Raw genomic sequence first — 18,164 nt, 5'->3', positions numbered from 1 at the left:
CGCAGCGTGACGGCATCCATTCCCTTGAATGAATGGATGTCGTCACGCTGCCGTTCCGTCAGACGAACGGCCGCGACACGTCGATGATGCGGCGCAGGCACAGCTCGACGGCGGCGCCGGTGGCGACGTCGGCCCGGTGCCCGGGGCGTGGATCGCCCAGAGCGCGCTGGTACGCCCCGAGCGCGTCGTCCGCCGCGCGCAGCCGCTCGGGCGCCCGCGCGTCGCCGACGGGCGCGGCGACCAGGTCGGCAGCGCGCCGGATCGCCTCGGCGAGCTCGTCGCGCACCGCCGATGCGAGGGTGCCGTCATCCGTGGCGTGGAGCTCGATCAGCAGGTCGATGAGGTCGCGCGTGAGAAAGGCGGTGCGCTCCAGCGCCGGCATGCGGCGCGCGTTCTGCTCACGCACGTGCTGGTGCCGCCGCCGTCGCGGATTGGCGCGGGCGCTCTCTTCGGCCTCGTCGACATCGCCCGCGACCGCAGCACCGGTCTCGTCGAGCGTCTGGAGCGCGCGGGTCATGCGCTCGGCGTCGATCTCGTCGCGGGCGACGGCGTCGGCGACGTCGGTGAGCACGTCCGTCACGGTGTCGCGGAGCGCAGACAGGCGCTCGCTCGCGCGCCGCAGATACAGCGGCGGCACGATCAGCAGGTTGACGGCGATGCCGACGAGCACGCCGAACGCGGTCGTGCCGAGGTACGAGATCGAGAAGCCCTCGGGGTCGCCGCCCGCCGCGAGCAGCACGAACAGGGCCGCCAGCGCGACCCAGTCGCCGCCGGCCCCCAGCCAGCGCAGGCCGCCGAGCAGCACACCGACTCCGATCACGATGCCGAGCACGACACCGCCGGGCACGCCGAGGTGCAAGGCCGCGATGCCGCACAGGCTGACGCCGATGCCGAGGGCGAGCCCCATCAGCACCTGGCCTCCGACGCGTGCCGACCGCGCGATCGTCGGGTGCATCGTGACGAGTGCGCCCAGCGGTGCGTAGTACGAGTACTGGTCCTCGGTGAAGGGGATGAGCGGCGCGAGATACCAGGCCAGCACGGCGGCCAGCGACGTCTTGACCGCCAGCAGCACGCGCGGCTGGTTCGCCAGGCGCGCTGTGTACGAGACGGCGCGGCGCAGCGGTGGGGTGCGCTCAGCGGTCACAGGTCCTCCCTCGCCGCCAAACTAGCCGCCGGCGCGATCTCACCTATGCGGGTTGCGCCGGGGGTCCACCTCGGTTAGCGCGAGCCGCGGAGCGTGGGATGCTGGGGCTCATGCAACAGCGCGCACTCGGCCGCACCGGACGCACGGTGTCGGCGATCGGACTCGGAACCTGGCAGCTCGGCGCGGACTGGGGCGCCGTCAGCGAAGCGGATGCGGAGGCGGTGCTCGCGGCATCCGCCGAGCGCGGCGTCACCCTGTTCGACACCGCCGACGTCTATGGCGACGGACGCAGCGAGTCGCTCATCGGCCGCTTCCTCGCGGACCGGCCGGATCACGGCATCACGGTGGCGACGAAGATGGGCCGTCGCCTCGAGCAGGAGCCCGACAACTACACGCCCGAGAACTTCCGCGCCTGGACGGACCGCTCGCGCCGCAACCTGGGCGTCGACACGCTCGACCTGGTGCAGCTGCACTGCCCGCCGAGCGCCGTCATCGAGGCCGATGCGACGTACGACGCGCTGGACGCCCTCGTGGCAGAGGGCGCCATCGCGGCCTACGGCGTCTCGGTCGAGACGTGTGCGCAGGCGCTCGCCGCGATCGCGCGCCCGAACGTGACCAACGTGCAGATCATCTTCAACCCGTTCCGCCTGAAGCCGCTCGACGCCGTGCTGCCGGCGGCCGCGGAGGCCGGCGTCGCGATCTTCGCCCGCGTGCCGCTGGCGTCGGGCCTGCTGTCGGGCAAGTACTCGGCGCAGACGACATTCGCCGAGAACGACCACCGCACGTACAACCGTCACGGCGAGGCGTTCGACCGCGGCGAGACGTTCTCGGGCGTCGACTTCGAGGTCGGCCTGGCGGCGGCCGCCGAGCTCGGAGTCGCACTGCCCGAAGGGGTGTCGCTGCCCGCCGCCACGCTCGCGTGGATCGCGTCGCAGCCGGGCGTCACGAGCGTCATCCCCGGTGCGCGCAACGTGCGGCAGGCGGAGTCCAACGCCGCCGCGGCGGCGCTGCTGGCGGGCGAGGGCGGCTCCGACTTCGACGTCGCCGCATTCGACCGGGTCGTGCACGAGGTCTACGACCGCGACCTGCGCGAGGCGATCCACCCGCTCTGGTGAACGGGCCCTCGGTCGTTGAGCGAGCGAAGCGAGACGAAACGCGCCTGACCTCTCGAGGAAGTCAGGCGCGTTTCGTCTTCGGGCGCTAGAGCGCCCTTCGCTCAACGACCGGGGGTTCCGTCACGGCGCGGGGTAGTCCACGACGAACTGGGGCGTGCCGGTGTTGGAGTTGTCGGCCTGGCCGCCCACGCCGTTGACGACGTGCTGCACGGTGCCGGCAGACAGGTTGACCGTCATGATGTGATGCAGCCGCACCCCCGGCGTCTCGGGCACCTCGAACCCGTTCGCGGTGAGGATCGACGGGTTGTTCTGGTTGAACACGTACACGCCGGCGCCGTCCAGGCGATGCGTCGTGACGCCGTCGGCCACCTTGTACCCGGGGTAGCCGAGCGTGCCGTCGGGCTGGGTCCAGTCGGCCTGCGTCGGCGGGTCGTAGGGCAGCTCGTTCTGGTAGAGGATCACGCGGCCGTCGTCGCCGTTCCAGAGCGTATTGTACTGCTGGAAGTGCTCGACGAACAGGCCGGTCGCGGTCACGTTGTCTCCGTTCACGATGACGCCGTTGGTGCCGGTGTTGGTCGCCCAGCGCTGGTTGTCGCCGTTCACGCCGTCGTTCGGGTCGAAGCCCTCGACGCCGTGGTCGCCGCGCCACACCCAGATGTGGTCGATGAGCACGTCGTCGGCGTTGACCTCGAGCGCTGTCGTGGTCTTGCCGATGTGCGGGCCGCCGACGCGGAAGTACACGTCGCTGAGGGTGATCGGGTCGTCCGCGTCGAGCACCTTGTCGCTGTCGGCGGCGCCGACGCGCAGCAGCACCGGCGAGAGCGCGGCGCCGGCGTCGATCGTGACGCCGGCGATCACGATGCCGTCGTTGTCCTTGACCTCCAGCGGCACGGCGCCGCCGACGGCGGTGAGAGTCGCGTGGCCGAGGCCCAGGACGACGGTGCCAGGGCGCTTGACCTGGATGGTCTGGGCGATGTCGTACACGCCGGGCGTGAGGATCAGGTTCTGCCCGCGCGAGAGGGCGTTGTTGATCTGCTGCACCGAGTCGCCGGGCTTCGCGATGAAGAAGTCGGTGATCGGGATGCTGCGGCCCGCCGTCTGCCCGTCCGCCCAGCTGACACCGCTGCTGTCGCGCTGCGCGTCCGGTACGCGGACGTTGTAGCGCCCGTCGGCGTCGACGTAGAGGTACGGCTTCTCACGGCTGATCGGAGTCTGACCGATCGTCGTGTACGGCGGGTTCGGGAACCCGGCGTCGTCGGGGGCGCCGACGACGCCCGAGAACACCTGGTTCCACACGCCGTTCGACCAGCCGGCCACCTCGCTGTTGCGCGTGAGCCACTGCTGCTGCGAGCCGCTGACGACGTACGGCAGCTTCGAGTCGGCGATGAACCCGCCGCTGGCGTACTGCGGACCGGCGGTGCAGTAGTCCATGAGCGACAGGTTGGCGCCGGTGATGTCGAGCCGGCGCATCGAGACGGCCTGTGACACCGCCCAGAAGTTGGCGCTCTGGCGGCAGCCGTCCTGGCCGGCCTTGGCGACGGCCACGTGCAGGTTCGAGATCGTCCGCCAGAAGTTGACGAGCGCGAGGCAGTTGCCGGTGCCGCCGTCGGCCAGGCAGCGGTTGTAGACCTCGAGTCCGCCGGTGAGCGTGACGTCGTCGGGCGACGCGCCCAGTCCGGCGACCTCGGTGTAGTAGCCGACCTTGACCTGCAGCGGGTCGGCGGCCGTACCGTACTGGCCGGGAAGGAAGTACACGGCCTTGCGGACCGTGCTCATCTCGGCGTCGACCTGCTGCGCGTGCAGGGCGTCGAGCTCGGTGCGGATCTGCGACACCGGCGTGTCGGGGCTGTAGATCGTCACGTTCGGCCCGAAGTCGGGGTGGAGCGGATCGACCGCGCGTGGTGGCGCGGCGACGGCGGGTGCCGCCAGCAGGGCGCTCGCGATCAGTGCGGCGCCGGTGGTGAGTGCGCCGAGCCGCAGGGTCCGGCGACGAACGGGGGTGGGCATGCGAAGTCCTCTCCGTCGAGGTGGGGCGGCGTCCGTGCCGCTTACTTACCGGACTGTAACCAAACGTGAGAGCGGTCTCAAGAGGCAATTCGCGGAGAGCGCTTGCTGGTTCCCCGAGGTCCCGCGCGGTCGGGAGTAGGGTGTCGCTGTGCCCCTCGCCCCTCGTGTCGCCGTGGTCATTCCGTGCCGCAACGATGCGCAGTACCTGGAAGCGTGCCTGGCCGCGCTGGCCGCGCAGACCCACCCCGCTGATCGTGTGATCGTCGTCGACAATGCGAGCACGGATGCCTCCGCCGACGTCGCGCGGCGATTCGGCGCGGTCGTCGTGAGCGAGCCGGCCGTCGGGATCTGGCCGGCGGCGGCCCGCGGCTACGACGAGGCGCTCGAGGGCGCCGACATCATCGCGCGTCTGGACGCCGACTCGCGCCCGCATCCCGATTGGGTGGCGCGGCTCGTGCGGGCGTTCGTGTCGGATCCGACGCTCGGCGTGCTCACCGGCGGTGCGGAGTTCTACGGCGGCTCGCCGCTGCAGAACTATCTCGGCGAGCGGTGGTACATCGGCGGCGGGCACTACTGGATCCGCAAATGGCTCGGCATCCCGCTCGTGTTCGGCTCGAATTTCGCGATGCGCACGCGGGTCTGGCAGAGGGTGCGCGATCAGGTGGATCGGGGCAACGCGAAGATCCACGACGATCTCGACCTCACGATCCGGCTGCGCTCGTCGGACGGCGTGAGGTACGACCCGCAGCTGCGCATGCCGGTGTCGGCGCGCCCGGTGCAGACCCTCGGCGGACTCTCGCGCCGCGTGTTCAAGGTGGCCTCGACCTTCGCCGCGAGCTGGCCGGAGGGCGCCGCGTGGCGCCGCGCGGCTTTGGAGGGCGAGCAGCGCGGCCGAGTGGATGCCGCCGGCGAATGGGGCTCCGAGGGCGAGGAATGGACGCCGGAGTACGGCAGCTGACCAGGTCGCCGGTGTCGGCGGCGCGGCGTAGGTTTGCGCTATGCATGAGCTGACCGAAGAGGCGCTGGTCGCGGCATCCGTCAACGAGGTCTGGCGGGACCTGACCCGCTCAGGGGCGCTGGCCGAATGGTTCTGGCCGGCGCGGATGCAGCCCACCGCCCTCGTCGAGCTGCGCGAGCTGGGGCGCTGGCAGGTCCGGTCCGAGCCGGCGGGCATCGCCGTGGAAGCCGTCGTGCTCGCCGTGGATGCGCCGCGCTCGCTGCGACTGGAGTGGCGCTGGGCGGGGGAGGATGCCGCCACCGACGTCGGCATCGCGCTCGAACCCGCCGCCGACTCCGCGACGCGCGTCATCGTGCGTCACAGCGGCTTCGCCACGGCGGCGGAACGTCAGAACCACGTGGAGGGCTGGGCGGACTGCCTGCAGCGACTCGTCGACCGGCACGGCGGTGCGCCGGGGGAGCGGCTGCAGTGATCGTCGAGTTCGACGGCGACGTGTTCCGGTGGGCGGCTCGGGAGGACGCCGCGTGGTTCTTCACGGCGGTGCCGCAGGAGCTGAGCGCCGAGATCCGTGAGATCCCTCGGCCGTTCCGCGGGTTCGGCTCGGTGCGCGTGCAGGCGCGCATCGGCGGGAGCGAGTGGCGGACGTCGATCTTCCCGAGTTCGTCGGGGGAGTACGTGCTGCCGCTCAAGAAGGCCGTGCGCACGGCTGAACGACTGGTCGACGGTGGTCCGGTGTCGGTGCGGCTGGAAGTGCTCGACGGCTGATCCGGGGAGGGCGCGCCGGGGTGCCTCCGGTCGTCAGCGCAGCCGTCCGACGTGTGCGGCGTCGGGGACAGCAGGCCCGCCGGTGGGGCGGTGATGGTCCGTGTCGCCGCCGCCGACGCGGTTGCTGCGCTCGGTGAGGGCGACGAGCGCGAGGTGACGGTCGGCCGTCCAGCAGATGAGGCGGCCGCGCTGGTCTTTCGTGCGCCCGAGGATGCCGGCATCCGCCAGCTCGGTGAGTGCGCGATGCGCGGCGACGGTCGAGACGCCGTGCGTGCGCGCGACCGATTCGATGGTCGGCACGGGGTCGGCGGCGAGCGAGGCGAGGATGCGCAGCACGACCGCGTCGCGGCGCGGGGCGGCCGGTGAGACGCCGCGACTGCGGCGGTAGGCGATGAGTTCGGCGAGGATCTGCTCGTCGAGGCGGGCGACGTCGGCGGCGAGCTGCACGGCGTTCGACGCGGCGCGCTCTGTGGCCTGAGCGAACCCGATGATCCAGTCGTCGAGGCGCGGCGGGTCGGCGCGGAACGCGGTGAGTCCCGAGATGTACGCGTCGGTGTCGCCGGCGAAGACGGTGCTGATGGGGATGAGGATGCCGCGCAGCGCGTCGGCGCGGTGCAGGACCGTGTGGATGAGCGCTCGGCCGGTGCGGCCGTTGCCGTCGATGAACGGGTGGATCGTCTCGAACTGGGCGTGGGCGATGGCGGCGCGGACGACGGGGTTGCCGGTCGTCTCGGTGACGAAGGCGGCGAGGTCGTCGACGAGTCGGCGCACCTCGGTCTCGGGCGGCGGGACGAAGTCTGCGCGCAGGGGGCTCCAGCCGGGGCCGCCGACCCAGTTCTGCTGGGTGCGCAGGCCGGGCGGCAGCGTCGGCTCGATGACGTGCTGCAGCGCGACGATGTCGTCGGCGGTGACGGCGCGCTCGCGGTCGGCGAGGGCGGCGACGGCCGCTTCGGTGGCGCGGACGTTGCCGATGACGTCGAGGGCGACGCGCGTGCCGGTGTCGAGTGTCTCGGCGATGGCGAGCCGCTTCGGGGTGATGCGGTTGCCCTCGATCCATGACGACGAGATGCTCTCGGAACGGATGAGCAGGTGGTTCAGGTACGCGCCGTGCGCGCCGATGCGCTCGTCGGCGCGGGCGAGCACGGTGAGGGCGTCTTCGGCCGCTGCCTGCGCCTCGGGACCGACGGGCGGCAGCTCGCGTCCGAGCTCGTCGGGGACGAACGCGAGGTAGCGCCCGGCCGCGCGATCGCGGCGGCCGAGGTGGGTGGCATCGCGCGCGTCCCAGAGGCGCTCGACGTACGTGGGCATGTGCGCACCTCCTGACCGTCGTGCTCCTCGGGGTCAAATTAACTTTAACAGCACTAACGTTAATCAGCGCGGTCAGGCGTCAACGTTCAGAACGGCGCGGGTTCGACGGGCACGGTCAGCGAGGTCGGTGTCACCCACCACCGTGCTCCGGTGACGTCGTCGCGGTAGAGCCTCATCCTGCTCTTCGTCTTGACGACGTGATGTCGTTCGCACAGGGGCGCGAGGTTGGTGTCGGCGGTCGTTCCGCCGTACTGCCAGTCCAGGCGGTGGTCGATGTCGCAGTCGCGGGCGAGGCGTGTGCATCCCGGTGAGATGCAGACCGGATCGCGCACGCCCAACCATCGCCGGAGCGCCTTGGGCACCCGGTAGGTGGTTCGGTCGACATCGAGGACCGTTCCGGTGATCGGGTGGGTGAGGATCCGGACCCAGCTGGATGCCTCGCCGGCGAGCCGACGCGCCGTCTGGGTGTCGATCGGACCGTAGCCGTGCAGCGTGGCCGGTTCGTCGCTGTGGCCGAGCAGCGTCATGACGGGGATCGTGATCGCCACCGACACACCGTCGCGCCGGCGGCCTGCGGGGCGGGTCGCGTCGCGCGGGCGCGGGCGGGCGTGGGAGGCGCTCGAGGAGTCGTCGCGGCTCGGGTCGGCGGCATCCATCGCTCCGGTTGGGATGCCGGCGGCCTCGATGTCGCCGTCCCGCAGGAGGTCGACGGCGACGTCGGCGCGCAGTTGCGCGAGCGTGCGCTGTTCGTCGGGCTGAGCGCGCAGGTGCCGTGCGCGGTCGTCGATGAGCTGGTGCGAACGGTGCAGGTCGGCAGCGGTGCCGAAGATGCTGAGCGTCGCCATGCCGTCGGGCTCGCCGGTGAGCCAGACGGTGCGATCGGCGGCGGCGCGCTGGTGGCGCACATCGATGTGCTCGGGGTGCACGCGTTCGCGGACGATCCTCGCGCGCAGACGGAACCGCGCCGGCGTCGAGGTGCGGGCGGATTGCTCGACGGCTTCGTCGAACGCGCTCCAGCTGGAGGCGTCGTCGGCGGGGAGGGTGGCGGCGTGCTGGGCCGCCGTGGTCGCGTTCTGGTCGGTGACGGCGCCCGACCGGAAGGCCGCCCACACCTTCGGACAGCGCTGCTGCAGGGTGTCGGCGTCGTGCGCGCGTCTGCGGATGGTCGCCTCCGACAGTCCCAGCCTCACCGAGAGGTCGAGCGCAGCCGCGCGCACGGCGATGTCGCTGCGCTCGGCGCGCACCTGCGCCGGCGTCCGCTCCTGCGGGTCGCGCCACGCGGGATCAAGGGTCGGATCGGGTCCGACCCACGGATCGGGGCAGGCGGCGGCATCCCTCAGGATCGTTGCGATCGCCGCGAACTGGTCTGCGATGAGCACGCGTGCCCGCACGTTCAGCCCCTCGAGCGCGACCGCGGCGACGACGTGCGCCTCGCCGCTTGACTCCAGCGCGAACAGGGCATCGTCGGGGTGCGTGGGCGCGGTTTCTCGGGGATCGGGAGCGTACATCCAGTCGTGAGAATGCTCGGCGCGCCACTCGAGGTCGTCCTCGTGGTTCGATGAAATACTCACAAGTCCAAGGTACGCCGGGCCTCCGACATTCGCGGGTATGTGCGATTCGTACCTGCCGGCGAAGCCGCGCTCAGGCGGGTGCCCGCGCGAGCCGGCGACGGGCCCCTTGAGCAAGTCTTGAGGGAAGACTGCATGCGTCGTCATTGACTTTGCGGCACAGCGTCCGTGATGCTCTGACGTGGGAGGGGATTCACGCCTGCGCGTGTGTCTCAAGCCCAGCTCTAACAGAGTCTGGGATTTGTAACTGGGGTGTTTGGGGACCGTCACTTGGGGTGCCGGTCGGTTAGAGCTGACCAATCAACTCACACTGGGGAGAGACACGCCATGCGTGCAACTATCAAGAACTACCTCGAGGCTGAGCGCGCTCGCCGCGAGGAGGAGGGTCGCGACGGCGGCTTCTCGCTTATCGAACTCATCATCGTTGTGGTGATCCTCGGCATCCTTGTCGCGATCGCCATCCCGATCATTGGCAACCTTCAGCACACCGCACTGGTCAACGCGACGGCCGCCGCAGCCGCGAACGGCGCGACGTCAGTGGCGTCGGCGATCGCTAATGATGAAACACTTCCGGTGGCAGCCGACCTGAACAACGATGAGTTCACCTTCGAAATCGTGGGCGATGACCTCGACACGCTGTGTGTGACCGCCACAAGCGTCGACGACGCGGCAGTCGAAGCTTCTAGCGGTCCAGGCTGCGACTGAATTAGTCCCGCTCACCCTGGGGCCGAGGGCGCTGACCCTTCGGCCCCAGAGGCATGACGGGGATTGGGGATTCTGCCACTTGGGGAGGTGGGCGGATGAGGGGTCGTAGCGCGGACGCTGCGGGGTTCAGCCTTGTCGAAGTAGTGATCGCGATGGTGATTCTGGGAATCATTGCGATTGCGCTCATTCCCGTGCTCTGGCAGGGGATCGTCTTCTCCTCGCAACAGTCGACAGTCGCGACGGCGACTCGTCAACTCAACGCCCTCGTCGAGCAGGCGCGCGACGGTGGGTCCTGCACCTCGATCGGCGCCGCAGCCGGTAGCCATGTGTACCAAGATGGCGGTGGCCGAGACTTCACCACTTCGGGTACACCGGGGTTGTGCGTCAGCTGTCCTGACGCGGCGGGGACGACGATCTCGCTTCACCTGGCGGCGGTTCAGGCGGGGCGTGAGCTGGCAGCCGTCGACGCCTTGATCTTCGTCGATGGCGCAAAGGCGGCACTCACGTGCTCATGACCAATGACCAGCGCGGCCTCAGTCTCATCGAACTGATCGTGGCGATGACGGTTTCGTTACTGGTGCTCACGGGCGTCGGGACTGTCCTTATCAACGCGTGGCTCGCGCAGGAGGACGTGACGACGACATCGGAGGCCACCACCCGCGGGCAACTCATCGGCTCGAGCATTGAGAAAGCGATGAGAAACGCGCTGGGATTCAAGGTCGCCGGATCCGGCGGGACCGAGCTTTGGGTGTGGACGTCCCTTGGCGGAGCGCGTTCGTGTCAGGGCTTTCGGTTGGCCCCGGGAGAGTCGCTCATGAGCGAAGGTGCCGGACCGCTCGGCGCATCGTCGTCATGGGCTTCGTGGGAACAGGATGTAGTTCAGCGCAGTGGTGGGGCCGGTCCTGTCGCCGTCTTCGCGGAAACCGTGCCTGGCAAGACGGTGACATACACGTTCGATATCAGGACGGAATCCGCACCGGTTCGCTTCAATGGAGAAGCGTCTGTGCGGTCAACTCCAGGAGCGGAGGCCGACAACCCATGTTGGTGAGATTCTTCCGATCGCCGTCGCGCCGCCCGAGCGATGACTCAGGCGCCGTGCTGGTCACGGTGGTGGTCGTGATGCTGGTGGGATTCGTCGTCGCGACTATTATTGCCGCCACTGTGCTGTTCTCGATTCGGGCGAATGCGGACAACAAGTCGAACACGCAGGCCTTCATCGCCGCCGAATCCGGCCGTGATGCCGCCGTTGCGGCGCTGAAGGACGGGTGCGTCGCGACTGACCTGTCGGGGTCGGGCTCGACACCGCAGTTCACCTATGCAGTTCGTACGTCGACAGGGACACAGCCGACGGACTACGACAGCATCACGGGGACTGCGTGCCCGACCGAGAACAGCTGGGTCGTCATCCGCTCGATCGGCACCGGACTGGACGGGTCGACCGCGACCATCGACTCTGTGTACCCGTGGATTGTGTCCTGGGAACAGCAAGCCGGCGGCGTGCTGGCCTATTACGCCAACGGCGTGAGTCTCCGGGGTACGTACGCGGGTGACATCGTGGTCCGCAGCGGTGACTACACGTGCGCGGCCGACGGCACCTTGAACGGCGACCTTTACGTGACGCGAGGCACCGCCACATTCAGTCGAGATTGCACTGTCCTGGGCGACGTCTGGACGTACGGCGACGTTGACGGGTCCTCGCAACGGATCACGATCACGGGCAACGTCAAGGCCGGCGGTGCGGTGACGGGCGGCACCCACCCTGCAGACGTCACGTTCACCGCCAACGGGACGACGATCGGCACCTCGGCAGATCCGGACTCCGGGAAGATCGAAGCGAGCCGCAACATCAGTCTGACCAACACGGGCTCGACGGACGGGCACGTCTGGGGCGACATGACGGCGGGCGGCACAATCTCCGTCGGCAGCAAGTGGGTCGTGGATCCGACAGCGGTTCGGTCGCCCTCCACTGCCCCACCGGCCTTCGATCCGACACTCGAATTCATCCGGACGGTGACCGCTTGGATGGACCTAGACCGCGCCTCAGGCTGGAGCGCCAGTCCCGTCGTGGCGTGTTCCTTGACCTCAGCTGACATCATGAGCCGACTCACGGCGGCGGGCAGCGCGGATCCCGTCGTGTTCGATTACACGGGTTGCTCGTCCGTCCATACGAATGTCACGCTGCCGACGGGAAGCTACGACTTGCTGCGCGATGCGGCTTTCCTCATGCCCCCAGCGAAAGTCTCGAACATCACAGTCAAGGGTAGTCTCGCGGGTGATCGTCAGCTCGTCTTCCTCCACGAAGACAACAGCCGCGATCTCGTCGCGGGAGACACCGCACCCACGTGCGGCAACGGGAATCAGCGTGACAACTTCGATGTCGACGCGGGCCTCACGCTCAACGCCCGTCTTATGATTTATTCGCCTTGCGGCCTGAATGGCAACGTGAAGACAAGCTTCAAGGGACAGCTTTATTCAAACGACACGAGTGGCGTGACATTCATCGGCGCAGCGAGTTACACATGCGCACTGATGCAATGGCCGCCGGCATTCGAGAAACTCGGGTGCAAGGTGCGCGGTGAAGGTGACGACGTCGTGACCGAGACCGTCAAGGTGTACCGTCTCGGCGACCTCGTCTACCAGTCAGAGCAGTAGCGGATGCAGTCCTTCATCATCTTCCTCGTCGTCATCGCCGGGGTGTTCGGCCTCCTCATCGGGTCGTTCCTCAACGTCGTCGCGTATCGCGTACCGGCGAAGGTGTCGCTGATGCGTGAGAGCCGGTGCCCGCACTGCGACGCGGCGATCAAGCCGTGGCACAACGTCCCCGTCGTCGGGTGGATCGTCCTCCGCGGGCGGTGCGCGAACTGCAAGGCGCCCATCTCGCCGCGCTACCCGATCGTCGAAGCCGTCACCGGCGTCGCGTTCGCGCTCATCACGTGGGTGGGACTGACGTATCCGGCGGTCCTGGGCGTTTCGTCTTCCTCCTTCGTCGGTCGCTCAACGACCGAGACCGTCGGTGGCTCGACGACCGAAGGCATCGCGCTCGCGCTCATCATCGTCGCGTTCCTGTACTTCGCCGCCATCTCGATCGTCCTCACGCTGATCGACCTCGACACGCACCGGCTGCCGAACAGCATCGTGCTTCCGAGCTACCTCGTCGCCGGCATCCTGTTCCCGGTCGCGGCTGCACTCACCGGGGACTGGGGATCCCTGCTGCGCGCGGCGATCGGCATGGCCGTGCTCTACGCGTTCTACGCGCTGTTGCGCCTCGCCCGGCCGGGCGGCATGGGCGGCGGCGACGTCAAGCTCGCCGGCGTGGTCGGCATCTACCTCGGCTGGATCGGCTGGGGCGCACTCGCCGTCGGAGCGTTCGCCGCGTTCCTGTACGGGGGAGTGTTCGGCATCGCGCTCATGCTGTTGCGCCGTGCCGGACGCAAGACCGCCATCCCGTTCGGACCGTGGATGATCCTCGGCGCCTGGACGGGAGTGTTCGCCGGCGAAGCCGTCGGGCGATGGTACGTGGATCTCTTCGTCGGGACCTGACCGGCGAACCTTGGGGAGAGGGAAATCATGGGGAAGACGATCGTCGGGCTGGAGGTGACCGAAGAGAGCGTCCGCGCAGCGGAACTCTCGCTCGGCCGCAGACCCCAGCTCATCGCCTACGGCGAGGTGCCGCTGCCGGCTGACGCCGCGAAGGACTCCGAAGTGCTGGATGCCGGTGCCGTCGCCGTCGCCCTGCGCCAGCTGTGGACCGGGGCCAAGTTCAAGAGCAAGGATGCCGTGCTCGGCGTCGCCAGCAGACGCATCCTCGTCCGCGAGTACACCACGCAGGCCATGCGCCCCGACCTGTTGCGCGAAGCGCTTCCGTATCAGGTGCAGGACCTCCTCCCGGTGCCCGCGAGCCAGGCCGTGCTCGACTTCTTTCCGCTCTCGCAGACCGGCGACCAGGTGTCGGGCCTGCTCGTCGCCGCCGTGTCGGAGAACATCGAGCAGATCATCTCGACGCTCTCGAAGGTGAAGGTCAAGGCGCAGGCCGTCGACCTCGCCGCGTTCGGACTCGCCCGCGTCACGGCGCCGCTCGCGGCAGCCGAAGAGACCGTCGCCACCGTCCACATCGGCGACCACACGACGCAGGTCGTGATCTCGCGCCGCGGCGTACCGCAGTTCGTGCGCCTGCTGCCCATCGACGTGGCGACCGCGGCCGTCCGCAGGCACACGGTGGCGGCATCCACTCCCGAACTCGAGCTCGCCACCGTCGCGAGTGGAGTCGGGAGCGGAGTCGCCGGCGCAGCCGCAGGCGGCACCGTCGGCAGCCCCGCAGGCAACGGCGCGGGGCTCGCGACGCAGGGCCGCACGCGCGGCGCGATCCGCGCCAACACGCCGCCGGGCGTCTCGGACCTCGCTGCCCGCCTGCGCTCGACGCTCGCCTTCTTCGCCGGCCGCGCCACGTCGGAGCCACTCTCGCGCGTGTTCGTCACCGGGGGAGGAGCCATCGTCGACGGCGTCATGCCGGCGCTGTCCGCCGCCATCGACACACCCCTGCAGGTCGTGTCGGTCGGCGATGTCATCTCGATGTCGACGCCGCCGCCCGCCGGCGAAGTCGCCCTCAACCTCGTCGGCACCGTCGGCATCGCACTGGGGGAGGTGCACTGATGACCGCCATCCCTGTTCCGTTCGCGGGCGCTCCCCGCGTCAACCTCATGCCGCGCAGCGAGGTCGCCCGACGCGAACGCGACAAGCTCGTCAACCTCTGGGTGTGGATCGTGCTCGGCGCGATCGTCGTCGCCCTGCTCATCATCGCGGGCGCGTTCGCGCTCAAGTTCGTGGCCGACCAGCGGCTCGTCGCCGAGCAGACCAAGACCAACGCGCTCCTCGGCGAGATCGCCGCCCTCTCGGACGTCAGCCAGGCGCTGTCGACGCAGTCCGAACTCACGGAGTTCCGGGCCGAGGCCATGGCCGCCGACCTCGCCTGGTCGCCGGTGATCGCCGAGGTCACCGGCATCCTTCCCGCAGACGCCACCCTCACGGGCTTCGACCTGGCGGTCGGGGGCGCTCCGCAGGGCGATGATCCCGCCGCCGAGCAGGGCCTTGTCGGCACGATCTCGATCGACAGCGCGACACCGCTCGACATCGTCGCGATCATCCGGTCGCTGCGCGATGTCGAGGGCGTGCTGTTCGCCGACGGCCAGTCGGTGACCTCGAGCCAGATCTCCGAAGGCCGGTACGCGTACCAGCTCACCGTGCAGTTCGACCAGACCGTGTACTCGAACGAGTACGCGGCGACGGAAGGAGGCGAGTGATGCCCAAGCACCTGGTAACCGCCATCGGCCTCATCGTGTCGCTCGGCGTCATCGCGCTGGGGGTGTTCCTCGTCGCCCTGCCGCTGTACTTCCAGGCGGTCGGCGTCGACGCGCAGACCGCCACCGTCGCGAACACCAACACGATCTATCAGGCACAGGTCGACAGCCTCACCGAGCAGCAGCAGAACCTCGACCAGATCAACGCCGACGTCGCGCAGCTGCGCGCGCAGATCCCGGCCGACGGCCAGCTCGACGACGTCTTCGAGGTCGTCGGACGCGCCGCCGAAGACACCGGCGTGCAGCTCACCGCTGTCACCGCCGGAGAGCAGGTGGCCTTCGTCGCACGCACCGGCGTCGAAGATCCGGACGCCGCCGCGACGCCGGCCCCCGAGCCGACGCCCGCCGCGACCGACGCCGCCGCCGACACGACGGCGACGGGGGATGCCGCCACCCCGGCGCCCCCGACGGCCACGGACTCGCGGCAGCAGGTCGACTTCACGATCAGCGCCACCGCCGGCGACATGGCGCAGGCGACCGCGTTCCTCGACGCGCTGCGCGCCGGACCCCGCCTGCTGTCGAGCATCACCGCCACCTCGACGCAGTCGGGCGAGGGCACGGTGGCCCTCCAGATCACGGCGCTGACCTACGTGGACGGCGTGAGCAGCTCGGAAGGAGGGCGATGACGATGGAAGACCTCGACTTCGAGACTCTCCTGGCGCGGGGTGCGCGCCACCGGGCGTCGGACGTGCACGTCACCGCGGGCGCGCCGCCCCTGCTGCGCATCGACGGCGACCTCGTGCCGGTGCCCGGCTACCCGGAGGCGCTCTCGGCGGAGTGGGTCGAGCGCACGGCGTTCGACCTCATGAGCGAGCAGCAGCGTCGGGAGTTCCTGGAGAACGGTGAGGTCGACCTCGCCCACGCCACCCCGGGCATCGGCCGGTTCCGCACCAACGTCTTCCGCCAGCTCGGGTCGATCGCGATCGCCCTGCGGTACATCCCCGACAGGGTGTACTCGCTCGAAGAGCTCGGCGCGCCCGCCATCGCCGCCGACCTCGCCCTGCGTCCGCGCGGACTCGTGCTGCTGACCGGCCCCACCGGCTCGGGCAAGTCGACGACGCTCACCGCCATGGTCGACATCGTGAACCAGCTCGTGCCCGCGCACATCATCACGATCGAGGACCCGATCGAGTTCCACCACGAGTCCAAGCGCGCGCTCATCCACCAGCGCGAGGTCGGACGCGACACGAACTCGTTCGCAGAAGCCCTGCGCCGGGTGCTGCGGCAGGACCCCGACGTCATCCTCATCGGCGAGCTGCGCGACCCCGAGTCGATCTCGACCGCCCTCTCTGCCGCCGAGACCGGCCACCTCGTGCTGTCGACCCTGCACACGCAGGGTGCCGCGAAGAGCATCAACCGCATCATCGACGTGTTCCCGGCCGACCAGCAGCACCAGATCCGCACCCAGCTGGGCGACACGCTGCAGGGCATCATCAGCCAGACGCTGCTGCCGCTCGCGCAGACCGACGGGCGCACGATCGCCACCGAGGTGCTCATCAACACCCCGGCCGTGGCGAACATGATCCGCGAGGGCCAGGTCGCCCAGATCTACTCCGCCATGCAGGCAGGATCCGAGGTCGGCATGCACACCCTCGACCAGGACCTGCGCCGCCTCGTCGCCGAGGGCACCATCGCGCGCAACGTCGCGATGGACTTCGCGGTCGATCCGAAGAGCCTCGACGGCGTCTACATCAAGCCCCGAGACCTCGATGCCGAGGACTGGGCGCATCACGCCGGGGAGTGGCGGCAGGGCGGGGTGGCGGCATCCACCCCGGCCGATGCCGCCGCCGGAACCGGCATCGGCATGGGCTCACGCTTCGGCACCCCCACCGTCGGCGGGCGCGTCGATCCCACCGCGCGCGACATCGACTGGGCCGATGACGCCACCGGCTGGCCGGAGAGGATCTGACATGGCCGTCGTGCAGGAATTCGTGTACCGCGCGGTCGACCCGCGCGGCGGATCCGTCGTCAAGGGCACCATCGAGGCGGCGAGCGAATCCGCCGTCACCGGCAAGCTCAAGGCACAGGGCCTCACGCCGCTGGAGGTGACGCTCAAGTCCAACACGGGCCTCAACCGCGACATCAAGCTGCCCGGGTCGACCAAGCATGTGTCGGCGCGCACACTCGCGGTGTTCTCGCGGCAGATGGCGGGCCTCATCAATGCCGGCCTGCCGCTCATGCGGACCCTCGCGATCCTCATCGAGCAGACCGACGACAAGCGCCTGCAGCCCGCCCTCGTCCAGGTGCAGGCGGACGTCGAGTCCGGCTCGTCGTTCTCGGCAGCTCTCGCGCGGCATCCGCAGACGTTCCCGCCGCTCATGCTCTCGATCGTGAAGGTGGGCGAGGCGGGCGGCTTCCTGGGCAGCGCGCTCGGCTCGATCGCCGACAACTACCAGCGCGAAGCCGAGCTGCATAACAAGATCCGCGCCGCCGTCACGTACCCGGCGATCGTGCTCGTCATCGCCATCATCGGCGTGCTCGTGATGGTCACCTTCGTGGTGCCGATCTTCGAGGGCATGTTCAAGGGACTCGGGTCGGAGCTGCCGCTGCCGACGCAGATCCTCGTGACGATCTCGAAGAACATGTGGTGGATCATCCCCACCATCGTGCTCGTCGTCATCGTCGCGGTCATCTGGTGGCGGGCCAACCGGCACACCGAGCAGTATCGGCGCTTCGTCGACCCGATCAAGCTCAAGATGCCGGTCTTCGGCAAGCTGACGACCAAGATCGCCGTCGCCCGGTTCGCCCGCAACCTGTCGATGATGCTGAACGCCGGCGTGCCGATCATCCAGGCGCTCGCGATCGTCGGACAGGCCTCGAACAACTGGAAGATCGAGCAGGCCGTCCGGGACGTGCAGGAGTCGATCCGCCAGGGGCGGTCGTTCGCCGCGCCGCTCGCCAAGGCCGACGTGTTCCCGGCGATGGTGCCGCAGATGGTGTCGGTGGGCGAGGAGTCCGGCACCCTCGTCGAGATGCTGTCGTCGATCGCCGACTTCTACGAGGACGAGGTCGAGACCGCCACCGCGCAGCTGTCGTCGACGATCGAGCCGATCCTCATCGTGGGACTCGGCATCGTCATCGGCGGCATGGTCATCTCGCTGTACCTGCCGATCTTCACCCTGTACGGCGAGCTCGCCAAGCAGGCCTGACCTCCTGGGCGTTTCGTCTTCGCTCCTTCGTCGCTCCGCTCAACGACCGGGTCCTCGGTCGTTGAGCGGAGGGCGCTCTGGCGCCCGCAGA

General features: G+C 69.3%; 18 protein-coding genes. 14 read left to right on the top strand and 4 right to left on the bottom strand.

Annotation, left to right across the window (positions count from 1 at the left end; all coding sequences use genetic code 11):
* Nucleotides 1-58: 58 nt before the first annotated feature.
* Complete coding sequence (locus tag JNB62_RS10380) at nucleotides 59-1,144, bottom strand: FUSC family protein (RefSeq protein ID WP_220300797.1); 1,086 nt, start codon at nucleotides 1,142-1,144, stop codon at nucleotides 59-61.
* A 110-nt stretch (nucleotides 1,145-1,254) separates the two neighbouring features.
* Between JNB62_RS10380 and JNB62_RS10375 the strand changes: the two genes are divergently transcribed.
* Nucleotides 1,255-2,259 (top strand): aldo/keto reductase, encoded by a 1,005-nt coding sequence (locus JNB62_RS10375; protein ID WP_220300796.1) that lies wholly within the window; start codon nucleotides 1,255-1,257, stop codon nucleotides 2,257-2,259.
* A gap of 120 nt (nucleotides 2,260-2,379) precedes the next feature.
* On the opposite strand, the gene JNB62_RS10370 is transcribed toward JNB62_RS10375, so the two are convergent.
* Entirely contained in the window at nucleotides 2,380-4,266 is a 1,887-nt protein-coding gene (locus JNB62_RS10370; protein ID WP_220300795.1) for an adenylyl cyclase, read from the bottom strand.
* Nucleotides 4,267-4,414: 148 nt separating this feature from the next.
* Here JNB62_RS10370 and JNB62_RS10365 point away from each other — a divergent pair, with 148 nt between their 5' ends.
* From JNB62_RS10365 to JNB62_RS10355, 3 genes are read left to right on the top strand one after another with little or no spacing between them, the layout of a single operon-like run.
* Complete coding sequence (locus tag JNB62_RS10365) at nucleotides 4,415-5,224, top strand: glycosyltransferase family 2 protein (protein WP_308291776.1); 810 nt, start codon at nucleotides 4,415-4,417, stop codon at nucleotides 5,222-5,224.
* 40 nt (nucleotides 5,225-5,264) lie between these two features.
* Nucleotides 5,265-5,696 carry an SRPBCC family protein gene (locus JNB62_RS10360; RefSeq protein ID WP_220300794.1) on the top strand — a complete coding sequence of 144 codons (432 nt, stop codon included), beginning with the start codon at nucleotides 5,265-5,267 and terminating at the stop codon, nucleotides 5,694-5,696.
* Entirely contained in the window at nucleotides 5,693-5,989 is a 297-nt protein-coding gene (locus tag JNB62_RS10355; RefSeq protein ID WP_220300793.1) for a DUF1905 domain-containing protein, read from the top strand. Before JNB62_RS10360 ends, JNB62_RS10355 begins: the two co-directional genes overlap by 4 nt.
* Before the next feature lie 33 nt (nucleotides 5,990-6,022).
* Here the strand turns inward: JNB62_RS10355 and JNB62_RS10350 are convergent, their stop codons facing one another.
* Both JNB62_RS10350 and JNB62_RS10345 read right to left on the bottom strand, forming a co-directional pair.
* Nucleotides 6,023-7,297 carry a Fic family protein gene (locus JNB62_RS10350; protein WP_220300792.1) on the bottom strand — a complete coding sequence of 425 codons (1,275 nt, stop codon included), beginning with the start codon at nucleotides 7,295-7,297 and terminating at the stop codon, nucleotides 6,023-6,025.
* Between the two features lie 86 nt (nucleotides 7,298-7,383).
* Nucleotides 7,384-8,868, bottom strand: coding sequence for an HNH endonuclease signature motif containing protein (locus tag JNB62_RS10345; protein ID WP_220300791.1), 1,485 nt, complete (start codon nucleotides 8,866-8,868; stop codon nucleotides 7,384-7,386).
* A gap of 324 nt (nucleotides 8,869-9,192) precedes the next feature.
* Here JNB62_RS10345 and JNB62_RS19495 point away from each other — a divergent pair, with 324 nt between their 5' ends.
* The 10 genes from JNB62_RS19495 to JNB62_RS10295 are packed head-to-tail and all read left to right on the top strand — an operon-like array spanning nucleotide 9,193 to nucleotide 18,073.
* Nucleotides 9,193-9,570 (top strand): type IV pilin protein, encoded by a 378-nt coding sequence (locus JNB62_RS19495; protein WP_220300790.1) that lies wholly within the window; start codon nucleotides 9,193-9,195, stop codon nucleotides 9,568-9,570.
* 53 nt (nucleotides 9,571-9,623) lie between these two features.
* Nucleotides 9,624-10,085, top strand: a complete 462-nt coding sequence (locus tag JNB62_RS10335; protein ID WP_308291775.1) for a prepilin-type N-terminal cleavage/methylation domain-containing protein — start codon at nucleotides 9,624-9,626, stop codon at nucleotides 10,083-10,085.
* Nucleotides 10,082-10,618, top strand: a complete 537-nt coding sequence (locus JNB62_RS10330) for a PilW family protein (protein WP_220300788.1) — start codon at nucleotides 10,082-10,084, stop codon at nucleotides 10,616-10,618. The genes JNB62_RS10335 and JNB62_RS10330 overlap by 4 nt, the downstream gene beginning before the upstream one ends.
* A 47-nt stretch (nucleotides 10,619-10,665) precedes the next feature.
* On the top strand, nucleotides 10,666-12,222 hold the full coding sequence (locus tag JNB62_RS10325; RefSeq protein WP_220300787.1) for a hypothetical protein: 1,557 nt from the start codon (nucleotides 10,666-10,668) through the stop codon (nucleotides 12,220-12,222).
* Between the two features lie 3 nt (nucleotides 12,223-12,225).
* Nucleotides 12,226-13,110 (top strand): prepilin peptidase, encoded by an 885-nt coding sequence (locus JNB62_RS10320; protein ID WP_220300786.1) that lies wholly within the window; start codon nucleotides 12,226-12,228, stop codon nucleotides 13,108-13,110.
* 27 nt (nucleotides 13,111-13,137) lie between these two features.
* Nucleotides 13,138-14,220 carry a type IV pilus biogenesis protein PilM gene (pilM, locus tag JNB62_RS10315; protein WP_220300785.1) on the top strand — a complete coding sequence of 361 codons (1,083 nt, stop codon included), beginning with the start codon at nucleotides 13,138-13,140 and terminating at the stop codon, nucleotides 14,218-14,220.
* Nucleotides 14,220-14,867, top strand: coding sequence for a hypothetical protein (locus JNB62_RS10310; protein WP_220300784.1), 648 nt, complete (start codon nucleotides 14,220-14,222; stop codon nucleotides 14,865-14,867). The genes pilM and JNB62_RS10310 overlap by 1 nt, the downstream gene beginning before the upstream one ends.
* Entirely contained in the window at nucleotides 14,867-15,550 is a 684-nt protein-coding gene (gene pilO / locus JNB62_RS10305; RefSeq protein WP_220300783.1) for a type 4a pilus biogenesis protein PilO, read from the top strand. Before JNB62_RS10310 ends, pilO begins: the two co-directional genes overlap by 1 nt.
* Nucleotides 15,547-16,833, top strand: a complete 1,287-nt coding sequence (locus JNB62_RS10300; RefSeq protein ID WP_220300782.1) for a type IV pilus twitching motility protein PilT — start codon at nucleotides 15,547-15,549, stop codon at nucleotides 16,831-16,833. The genes pilO and JNB62_RS10300 overlap by 4 nt, the downstream gene beginning before the upstream one ends.
* Nucleotide 16,834: 1 nt before the next feature.
* A complete protein-coding gene (locus tag JNB62_RS10295) occupies nucleotides 16,835-18,073 on the top strand; it encodes a type II secretion system F family protein (protein ID WP_220300781.1) in 1,239 nt (412 codons plus the stop codon).
* Nucleotides 18,074-18,164: the final 91 nt, after the last annotated feature.

This window comes from Microbacterium jejuense (assembly GCF_019511665.1).
Taxonomy (GTDB): domain Bacteria; phylum Actinomycetota; class Actinomycetes; order Actinomycetales; family Microbacteriaceae; genus Microbacterium; species Microbacterium jejuense_A.
This window is presented reverse-complemented; position numbering and strand designations above follow the sequence as displayed.